11 protein-coding genes and 1 tRNA gene are annotated in these 9,550 nt (G+C 70.7%); 7 read left to right on the top strand and 5 right to left on the bottom strand.

The features are described 5' to 3' along the window. Positions 1-127: 127 nt before the first annotated feature. The 5 genes from mscL to J4Z35_RS13105 form a co-directional block, all read right to left on the bottom strand. Positions 128-487 (bottom strand): large conductance mechanosensitive channel protein MscL, encoded by a 360-nt coding sequence (gene mscL, locus J4Z35_RS13125; protein WP_074046477.1) that lies wholly within the window; start codon positions 485-487, stop codon positions 128-130. A gap of 122 nt (positions 488-609) precedes the next feature. Next, a complete protein-coding gene (locus tag J4Z35_RS13120; RefSeq protein ID WP_131941556.1) occupies positions 610-1,095 on the bottom strand; it encodes a hypothetical protein in 486 nt (161 codons plus the stop codon). A gap of 94 nt (positions 1,096-1,189) precedes the next feature. After that, on the bottom strand, positions 1,190-1,432 hold the full coding sequence (locus J4Z35_RS13115; protein ID WP_038571495.1) for an FmdB family zinc ribbon protein: 243 nt from the start codon (positions 1,430-1,432) through the stop codon (positions 1,190-1,192). An 87-nt stretch (positions 1,433-1,519) separates the two neighbouring features. Next, positions 1,520-3,055, bottom strand: coding sequence for a potassium/proton antiporter (locus tag J4Z35_RS13110; RefSeq protein ID WP_038569220.1), 1,536 nt, complete (start codon positions 3,053-3,055; stop codon positions 1,520-1,522). Between the two features lie 76 nt (positions 3,056-3,131). Further along, a complete protein-coding gene (locus J4Z35_RS13105) occupies positions 3,132-3,770 on the bottom strand; it encodes a 5-formyltetrahydrofolate cyclo-ligase (RefSeq protein ID WP_208065647.1) in 639 nt (212 codons plus the stop codon). An 18-nt stretch (positions 3,771-3,788) separates the two neighbouring features. Here J4Z35_RS13105 and galU point away from each other — a divergent pair, with 18 nt between their 5' ends. From galU to J4Z35_RS13070, 7 genes are all read left to right on the top strand, one after another. Next, on the top strand, positions 3,789-4,745 hold the full coding sequence (gene galU / locus J4Z35_RS13100) for a UTP--glucose-1-phosphate uridylyltransferase GalU (RefSeq protein ID WP_062257285.1): 957 nt from the start codon (positions 3,789-3,791) through the stop codon (positions 4,743-4,745). A gap of 88 nt (positions 4,746-4,833) precedes the next feature. Beyond that, positions 4,834-6,123, top strand: coding sequence for a gephyrin-like molybdotransferase Glp (glp, locus tag J4Z35_RS13095; RefSeq protein ID WP_208065646.1), 1,290 nt, complete (start codon positions 4,834-4,836; stop codon positions 6,121-6,123). Position 6,124: 1 nt separating this feature from the next. Further along, positions 6,125-6,592 carry a cyclic pyranopterin monophosphate synthase MoaC gene (moaC, locus tag J4Z35_RS13090; RefSeq protein WP_144694962.1) on the top strand — a complete coding sequence of 156 codons (468 nt, stop codon included), beginning with the start codon at positions 6,125-6,127 and terminating at the stop codon, positions 6,590-6,592. Next, positions 6,585-7,073, top strand: coding sequence for a molybdopterin-binding protein (locus tag J4Z35_RS13085; protein ID WP_144694960.1), 489 nt, complete (start codon positions 6,585-6,587; stop codon positions 7,071-7,073). Before moaC ends, J4Z35_RS13085 begins: the two co-directional genes overlap by 8 nt. Further along, a complete protein-coding gene (locus J4Z35_RS13080) occupies positions 7,073-7,747 on the top strand; it encodes a GNAT family protein (protein ID WP_144694958.1) in 675 nt (224 codons plus the stop codon). The genes J4Z35_RS13085 and J4Z35_RS13080 overlap by 1 nt, the downstream gene beginning before the upstream one ends. 359 nt (positions 7,748-8,106) lie before the next feature. Then, positions 8,107-9,123: a hypothetical protein gene (locus J4Z35_RS13075; RefSeq protein WP_208065644.1), complete on the top strand. Its 1,017-nt coding sequence runs from the start codon at positions 8,107-8,109 to the stop codon at positions 9,121-9,123. A gap of 257 nt (positions 9,124-9,380) precedes the next feature. After that, positions 9,381-9,453, top strand: a tRNA-Ala gene (locus tag J4Z35_RS13070). Positions 9,454-9,550 lie beyond the last annotated feature (97 nt).

Raw genomic sequence — 9,550 nt, 5'->3', positions numbered from 1 at the left:
GCGGGACTGGGGTTGAGCCTGGGCTCCGGGGGAATGGCGGAGCGGACATGACGAAGGGCGTGAACACCATGGTGTTCACGCCCTTCGTGCGCTCAGAGACCGAGAGGCCTCATGCGCTCGATGAGCCTCAGAGGCGGCGGCCAGCGCGCAGCTCGTCGCGGATCTCGGCCAGCAGCGACAGCTCGGTGTCCTCGGCGTCAGCCGGCTTGGCGAAGCGGGCCTTGGCAGCCTCGTAGGGCTTGACCATCGCGAAGTACACGACGAACGCGAGGATGAGGAAGCTGACGAGAACCGTGAGGAACGCGCCGACGTGGACGCCGCCCGGCTTGTAGGACGAGAAGTCCGGCGTGCCGCCGAGCTTGCCCAGCAGGTCCATGACGATCGTGACGAAGGCCTCGACGACCTTCGCGAACGCGCCGGCCATGATGAAGGCGACGGCAAGCTCGATGAGATTGCCGCGCATGATGAAGTCCTTGAAGCCCTTCATGGCTTCTCCTAACTGCTCGGAATGCTGTGTGGAAGGTGCAGTGATGAGAGTACCCAGATGGGTGGAAAGTCGGGAAATCAAAACGGCCAGGCGTGTCGTCGTGCGTGATATAAGGCCATCGCTCACAGGCAGCCGGTGACGAGGAGGCCGCTTCCCGAATCCGCGGCGTTTCCCAGATGTTTGGCCACGCGGACGGTCTCGGCATCGGTCAGCGCGATCGAGACCGTGCTTGGCGACGTGTTCGACATCACATCGCGAGCGGGAACTCGAGACGAACCCGGGTAGGTCGGGGCGCAGCTGACGAGCCGCGTCCCGGAGGCGTCCCACACGTCGACGCGGGCGGCATCCTGTGGGTTCGGCCCCACCGCCGTGATGCGCACGATGTGGCGTCCCCGCAGAGCGGCCGGTGCAGGGCCGTCGGCCGACGCGCCCGACGTGGCCGCGGACGCCGCAGGAGCGGGGGCGCCGCCCGACGGTGCCGCGAGCGCCGCGCCGACGAGCAGGCAGGTGATGGCCGCGGCCTTGCGCAGCCGGCGGCGACGCGTCGCGGCCGCGCGCGTCGGGGCGTTGAGGCGGTGGACGACGTCGAGGGTGCGCAGTGAGGGCATGGCTCGACGCTAGGGCGAACCGCGTCGACGGCGCGCGTCGTCACGCCGCAGGCTGTGGATCAGGGTGCCCGGCCGTCACACCTGGGGATGGCCGTCAGGCGTCGGAGCTGCTCGAACCGCTCGAGCTCGAACCGGAACTGGAGCTCGAGCTCGTGCCGGAGGAACGGCTGTCGGTGCGGTAGAAACCCGCCCCCTTGAACGTCACGCCGACGCTGTTGAACACCTTGCGCAGCGGGCCGCCGCACTCGGGGCACGTCGTGAGAGCGGGGTCGTCGAACGACTGGCGCGCCTCGAAACCGTGGCCGCATTCCTTGCACGCGTAGGCGTAGGTGGGCATCGTCATTCCTTCTCTCGTGCCGGCGGGCGGCGCTGGTTCGACTGCGACATGGTAAGGCAGCGTCAGGGTCAGGCAGGCGCACGTCGCTCATGTGCGGGGCGCGGTGGGCATGCGCCAACCTGCGAGGCGTCCGCCCTCGCTCACCTCGCGGAAGCGGGCGAGGGTACGAGCGCGCACCGCCTCCTTCGTCACGACGAGCAGTTGATCGCCGGCGCGCAGCACGCTGCGCTCACCGGGCACGTAGCTGCGCTCGCCGTTGACGACGAGGGTGACGTTCGCGCCGACCGGTAGGCGCAGCTCGTACAGCATGACGCCCACGAGCTGCGAGTGCTCGCCGACCTTGACGTGCAGCATGTCGGCGCGCAGGTCCGTCAGCGGCGTGTTCTCGACCTCGAGCTCGACGGCGTGCGCGTCGTTGCCGATGCCGAGCACGCGGGCGACGAGCGGCAGCGTCGGGGCCTGCAGGAACGTGAAGACGACGACGAGGACGAAGACGAGGTCGAAGATCCAGCGCATCTGCTCGGCGCCCGCGGTCAGCGGCACCGTCGCGAGGACGACCGGCACCGCGCCGCGAAGACCTGCCCATGACAGGAACACCTGCTCGCGCCAGGAGAAGCCGAACGGCGTCATCGACGCGATGATCGAGGCGGGGCGGGCGAGCAGGAGCAGGACGAAGCCGACGACCATGGCGGGCACGAACTGGTCCATGAGGCGGCTGGGGGAGGCGAGCAGGCCGAGCAGGACGAACAGGCCGATCTGCGCGAGCCACCCCATCGCCTGCCCGAAGCCGCGCACGGCCTGACGGTGGGGGATCGGCATGTTGCCGAGGACGAGCGCCGCGAGGTAGGTCGCCATGAAGCCGCTCGTGTGGACGACGGACGCCGCGGCATAGGCGAGGACACCCCCGGCGACGACGCCGATTGCGAACAGACCTGACGAGCCGGGCGCGATGCGCTGCGAGAGGGCGCCGAGCACCCAGCCGACAGCGAGGCCGACGAGCGCGCCACCGGCGAGTTCGAACACCGCCATCCCGGCGAGGGAGAGGACGCCGTGGTGCTCGCCGCCGGGCACCACCTCGTCCGCGAGGGCGACGACGAGCAGCACGACGGGCGCGTCGTTGAAGCCCGACTCGGCCTCGAGCACGCCAGCGAGGCGATGCGGCAGCGGCACCTTGCGCAGCACCGAGAACACGGCCGCGGCGTCCGTCGAGGAGACGATGGCGCCGAGCAGCAGCGACGTCTTCCAGTCGAAGTCGAGCAGGAGGTGCGTCGCCGAACCGACGACCGCGACGGAGACGAGCACGCCGAGTGTCGACAGCAGCAGGGCCGGGGCGACGGACGCGCGGATGCTGCTCCACTGCGTCGTCAGACCGCCCTCGATGAGGATGAGGATGAGCGCGCAATAGCCGAGCACCTGCGTGAGGTTCGTGTTCTCGAAGCCGATGCCGAGCCCACCCTCACCGAGAGCGACGCCGATCGCGAGGTAGATGAGCAGCGTCGGCAGCCCCGAGCGGTTGGCGAGGCGGACGGCGGCGACGGCGACGAGCAGGACGAGCGAGCCGACGAGCAGCGTCAGCGGCAGGTCGGCGGTGTCGAACCCGGTGGCGGCGGCGGCTTCGATCATCGGGCCCCCTCCTCAGGTCGGCGTCAGCGGGTGGGTGCGTCGGCGTCGGCTCGGCCTCGTCGCGGGCCGGTGCCTCTCAGTATCCCAGGGCGTCGCCGAAGCGGACGAGGCCGTCCACGGTGAGGGCCGCGTCGACGCGTTCGTCGTGCGCCTCGACCGGGATGCTGGGCGCATCGGGGCCGGTCAGCAGCTCGTCGGGAAAGACGACGGCGACGACGGGTGTGCCCGGCCGTCGGCGCGGCAGGGCGCGGTCGTAGCAGCCGCCGCCCTGGCCGAGGCGTTCGCCGTTCGGGCCGATCGCGAGCGCGGGCGCGATGACGAGGTCGGCGGCCGCGATGCCACCCGTGCCCAGGTCGTCGCCCGTGGCGGCGTCACGCCAGGACAGGTCCAGATCGGCGAGCGTGATCGGCACGAGCACGCGCCCGCGCGCCCTGACGGCGGCGTTGATCGGTTCGAGGTTCGACTCGCTCGCCAGCGGCTCGAACGAGGTGACGCAGGTGGCGCGTGCCAGCAGCGGCTCTAAGTGATGCAGCAGCGCGAGTCCGTCGGCGTGACGTTGCTCGGGGCTCGTCGCATCACGACGCTCGCGACGCGCGGCGCGAAGTCGTGTGCGCAAATCGCGCTTGGCGACGCGCTCGCGCTCGTCGGGCGTCGGCTCGACGTCGCGCGGAGGTGTCGCGCCGGTCGGTGCATCCGGGGCCCCGTTGTCGGTCATGAGGGCTAGCCTAGGCTCATGACTGAAACGCCGTCCTCCGCTCCTCGCCGTCGCGCGCGCAAGGCCGTCATCCCGGCCGCCGGGCTCGGCACGCGCTTCCTGCCTGCCACGAAGGCCATCCCCAAGGAGATGCTGCCGGTCGTCGACAAGCCGGCCATCCAGTACGTCGTCGAAGAGGCGGTGCGCGCAGGGGTTCCCGACATCCTCACGATCACCGGTCGTTCCAAGGCTGCTCTCGAGGATCACTTCGACCGCCACTGGGAGCTCGAGCGGGCCCTGGAGAAGAAGGGCGACGAGAAGCGCCTCAAGCGTGTGCAGAAGTCGGCCGACCTCGGTGAGGTCCACTTCATCCGCCAGGGCGAGCCGCGCGGCCTCGGCCACGCCGTGCTCGTCGGGCGCAACCACGTCGGCGACGAGCCGTTCGCCGTCCTGCTCGGCGACGACCTCATCGACGAGGACGACCACCTGCTCGAGCAGATGATCGACGTCCAGGCCAACCACGGCGGGTCCGTCATCGCGCTCATGGAGGTGCCGGACGACCAGATCCACCTCTACGGCTGCGCCGCGGTCGAGCCGATCGACGGTGAGGGCGAAGACGTCGTGCGCGTCACCGGTCTCGTCGAGAAGCCGGCCGCGGGGGAGGCGCCGAGCAACCTCGCGATCATCGGCCGCTACGTGCTCGACCCGTCGATCTTCGCGGTGCTCGAGAAGACGGAGCCGGGACGCGGCGGCGAGATCCAGCTGACGGACGCGCTCGCCGAGCGTGCGAGCGCGACGGGTGAGGGCGCCGGCGTCATCGGTGTCGTCTTCCGCGGCAGCCGCTACGACACGGGCGACCGTCTCGACTACCTCAAGGCGGTCGTGCGTCTCGGCACGCGTCACAACGAGTTCGGTTCCGACTTCCGCTCCTGGCTGCAGGGCTGGGTCGAGACCGACGAGGGCAAGGGGCGCACGCGCACCGAGCGCGGCGCCTGACGCCATCCAGCATTGGGATGACGCCCCGTTCGCAACCGAATCCGGTTGCGAACGGGGCGTTGTCGGTGGTGGGTTGCACAATGGGGGCATGTCGCACGCCCCCGAACTCATCACCGATGCCGAGCACCTCGCGCGCATCCTCGCGGCCGTTCCACGGCTGCCTGCGCGGCGGGTGGCGCTGGCCGACGGCGGCTGGGTCGGTGACGTCCTCGGGCGGGCGCTCGCCGCTGACGTGTGCAGCGGCGTCGACCTGCCGGGGTTCACGAATTCCGCGATGGACGGGTACGCCCTGCGAACCGAGGACGCTGCGGACGGCGAGCTACCCGTCGTCGGCGACATCCCCGCCGGTGACACGCGTGAGCTGACGTGCGCGCCGGGTGAGGCCTGGCGCATCATGACGGGCGCGCCGGTGCCGTCGGGGGCGACGACGGTGGTGCCGGTCGAGCAGAGCGACCGCGGGCTGGAGCGCGTGCGGTTCACGGGCGAGGTGGAGGACGGGCGCCACATCCGCCGACGCGGCGAGGACGTGCGCATCGGCGACGTCCTGCTGCGCGCCGGCACGATCATCGCACCGCAACACGTCGCCGTCATCGCCTCGGCGGGGGTGGATCACATCGAGGTGGCACCGCGCCCGCGCGTCGTCGTGCTGTCGACGGGGGACGAGCTGCGTCCGGCCGGAGAAGCGCTGCAGCATGGGCAGATCCACGATTCGAACGGGCCGATGCTCGCTGCGCTCGTCGCTGCGGTGGGAGCCCAACTCGTCGAGGTCGCGCACGTACGTGACGATGCCGGCGAGGTGGCGCGGGTGCTGGAGCGTGCCGTCGCGACGGCTGACGCCGTCATCACGACGGGTGGGGTGAGCGCGGGGGCGTATGACGCCGTCAAGGCCGCGCTGATCGAGGCGGGCGAGGTGACGTTCGACAAGGTCGCGATGCAGCCCGGCAAGCCGCAGGGTTTCGGGCTGCTCGGCGAGCGAGGAGTGCCGGTGTTCACGCTGCCCGGCAACCCGATGAGCACGCTCGTGTCGTTCTGGGTGTTCGTCGCGCCCGCGCTCGCGCACATGAGCGGGCGCCCGGCGCCCGTGTGGCGACGCGGCGTCGTGCGTGGCCCGGGGTGGACGTGCCCGCGTGGACGTGCCCAGTACGCGCGCGTCCACGCGGTGCGCGGCGCTGACGGCGAGCTGGCGATCCGTGCCAATGCGCGCCAGGGATCGCATCACCTCGGTGAGTTGGGCGAGGCCAACGCGCTCGCGCGCGTGTCGCGAGAGGCCCGCCAGGTCGAGACGGGTGAGATGCTCGACGTGCTCGTGCTCGACGGGCCGATCGACGCGCCCCTGGCGGGCGCCTACGACGAGAACGTGGCGGACGAGAAGGAGTGACATGAGCGACCTCACCCACGTGCGTGGTGACGGCAGCGCGCACATGGTCGACGTCGCGGCGAAGGCCGTGACGCGACGTTCGGCGTCAGCGGCGGGGCGCGTGCTGCTGAGCGAGCGCGCCGTGGCGGCGCTGCGTGACAGTGACGTGCCCAAGGGTGATGCCCTCGCCGTCGCACGCATCGCGGGGTTGCAGGCCGCCAAGCGCACCCCTGACCTCATTCCGCTCGCCCACCCGATCGCGGTGCACGGTGTCGAGGTCGACCTCGACGTCACCGACGACGGCGTCGACATCCGCGCCACCGTCGTCACCGCCGATCGCACCGGCATCGAGATGGAAGCGCTGACCTGTGTGAGCGTCGCGGCGCTCGCGCTCATCGACATGGTCAAGGCCGTCGACAAGCACGCACGCATCACCGACGTGCGTGTCACGGCGAAGTCGGGTGGGCGTAGCGGTGACTGGCATGAGTGAACGGCGCGCCGCCGTCGTCACGTGCTCGACGCGGGCCGCGCAGGGGATCTACACCGACGCGACCGGGCCCGTCATCGCGGCATGGCTACGTGAGCGGGGGTGGACGGTCGACGCGCGACTCGTCGCCGACGGACCGGCGGTGGGTGACGCGATCGGTGACGTGCTCGCGCTCGGGTGCCGCGTCGTCGTCACGACCGGCGGGACGGGCGTGTCGCCAAGCGACGCGACGCCCGAGCAGACGCGGCCGTACCTCACGGTGCAGCTCAGCGGCATCGAGGAAGCGTTGCGCGCGAAGGGTGTGGCCGCAGGGGTGGCGACGGCCGTCCTTTCGCGTGGGCTCGCCGGCATCGCGGACGGCGCCGCGGGGCGCGCGTTCGTCGTCAACCTGCCTGGCTCGCGTGGCGGAGTGGCCGACGGTCTCGACGTGCTCGACGGCATCCTCGAGCACGTCATGGCGCAGCTCGACGGAGGCTCGCACTGATGGGTCCGGGCACGTGGCCCGTCACGCTGCGGCGGCGCTATCGCGGCGGTGAGCTGGGGTTGCGTCCGTTGCATCCCCGTCGGGATCTGCAGGAGTGGAGTGCGCTGCGCGCCGCGAACCGCCGGTGGACGGGCCCCTGGGATTCGACGAACCCCTACCCCGAGCCGGCGCTGGGCTTCAAGGCGGCCGTCAAGGAGCAGAACGCGGAGGCACGCGCGGGTCGGTTGTTGCCGTGGGCGATGACGTGGAACGGTGCCCTGGCCGGGCAGGTGCACATCTTCACGATCGTGCGTGGGGCGCAGCAGGGCGGCACGATCGGCTACTGGATCGGTGAACGCTTCGCCGGGCACGGCCTGACGCCCATGGCCGTCGCGATGGCCGCCGACCACGCGTTCGGTGTGGAGCGGTTGCACCGCCTCGAGATCAACGTGCGCCCCGACAACGCCAACTCGCTGCGCGTCGTCGAAAAGCTCGGCTGGCGTCACGAAGGCGTGCGCCGCGAGTTCCTCCACATCGACGGCGCGTGGCGCGACCACCGCACGTTCGCACTGCTGCGCCACGAGGTCGACGGCACGCTCGTGCAGCGTGTGGAGAATCTCGAGCGATCGGGCTCCGTCGACACTGTTGACACTGTCGACTCGCCATTGCGCCTCGGACGCATCGACCCCGTCTGACCCGCCTTGAGCCTGCCTGACTCCTCGGACCCCCGACCCCCTCTGGCCCCCGACCCCGTCTGACCTTTCGGACCTCCGAACCCGTCTGCCCCCTCGAACCGCTGAACAGCGCCGTCGAAACCCACCTCGACGTGGCCCGTACCCAACTGCGATTTTCGTCCACGTTCGCCGACGCTCCGCCATCCGCGCGTCGGAGCTGACCGCGCCGTGCACATCGACGATCGGCCCTGACGTCGGTCTGTGCCCTCCGTCGTCCGCCGGCGGCGGGGCATTGTTACCCCACGCAGTGAAGATTTTTTGCGCGACACGCGCGGCGTGGCTCACTCGTTGTGAAGCCGCCGCGCCCTAGCCTGGTGTGCGTGAGTGCCAGCAGCCTGATCTTCTTCGTCATCATTGCCGTGTGGGCTGCCTACATGCTCAAGCACTGGGTGCGCCGCCGCGAGGATCTCGCGACCGCGCGCACCGTCGATCGATTCTCGGAGGCGATGAGGATGCTCGAACGCCGTACCCCGATCCAGGCTGACGTCTCGGCGCGCGCCGACGAGCCGGCGCGCACGATCCTGCGTCCTCAGGTCAGCGTCAAGGGTGCCTCGCGCGTGACGCCTGGCGCCCCCGAGGGTGACGCGCACGCGTCGACCGCTGAGGGCTTCGAGGTGACGACGACGCGGGTGCCCGCTCGTCTGCAGGGCGCGGCGCAGGGCCTTGCCCGCGTGCCGGCGGCGCTCGAATCGCCGAAGGTCAAGCTGTTTGCCCTGCTCGGATCGTTCGGTTTCTTCGTCGTGACGGCGCTGCTCGCCCTGCTGACGCTCGTGCCGGCGTGGCTGCCGTTGCTCGGCCTGCTGGCGACGGCCGGTGTCGTCGTGTGGCTGCGCCGCTCGGCGATCGCAGCGCGGACGGCCAAGGCTGCGTCGACCCCGGTGCGCCCGGTGGGCGTCTCAGCTCCGGCGCGCGCCGCGTCGCCTGCGCGTTCGAGCGCCACTGTGGGCGCCACCCGCGTCGAGGTCGAGGCGGCCGAGACCGCGGCGCCGATGACGAAGCGTTCGCCGCTCGTCGCGCAGCTGCCGGAGCGCGACGTCGACGCCGAGCCGGCCGTCGACGTCGAGCCTGCCGTGGACGCCGTGGACGCCGTGGCGCGTGCGCAGGCCGAGGTGTTCGACGCTGCGGCATGGGCGCCCGTCGACGTGCCGCGCCCGACGTACACGATGAAGGCGAAGGCCGAGCGTGAACCTGTCGAGCCGGCGGCGACCGTCGACGAGGTCGACACGCGCCCGCTCGCCGCGCGGTACGAGAACACGCCCGTCGAGGATCTGCCGTTCGACGGCATGGCGCTCGACGAGGACTACGAAGAGCTTCCGCAGGTCTACCGCGCCGGCTGAGGCCGCGCCGAGGCTTTGACGACGGACGGCGGGTGCCCACGGGGCGCCCGCCGTCTTCGTGTGTCTGAGGGTTGCGTTTCCGGTGTGACGGATTGCACGTGTGCTTTCGGTGGCACGAAGGAGCGTTTCTGCTGGTGGGATCGTGGAGGGAGCCGGGCGTGGGGCGCCGGGCCCGGTGAGCAGGGTGGGTGACGGCCGATTGGGGCGCCTCGTGTTGGTCTGTGCGCCGCTTGGTGGTAACGTGTCTCTCGCTTCACGGGGCTATGGCGCAGTTGGTAGCGCGTCTCGTTCGCAATGAGAAGGTCTGGGGTTCGAATCCCCATAGCTCCACCGAGATGAATACAGACAGCCACCCGGACAAGATTTTTGTCCGGGTGGCTGTCTGTATTCACATCTGTCGAACACTGTGATTCGAGGAGCCGCCGCA

It is taken from the genome of Dermacoccus sp. NHGro5 (assembly GCF_017565385.1).
Taxonomy (GTDB): Bacteria; Actinomycetota; Actinomycetes; order Actinomycetales; family Dermatophilaceae; genus Dermacoccus; species Dermacoccus nishinomiyaensis.
This window is presented reverse-complemented; position numbering and strand designations above follow the sequence as displayed.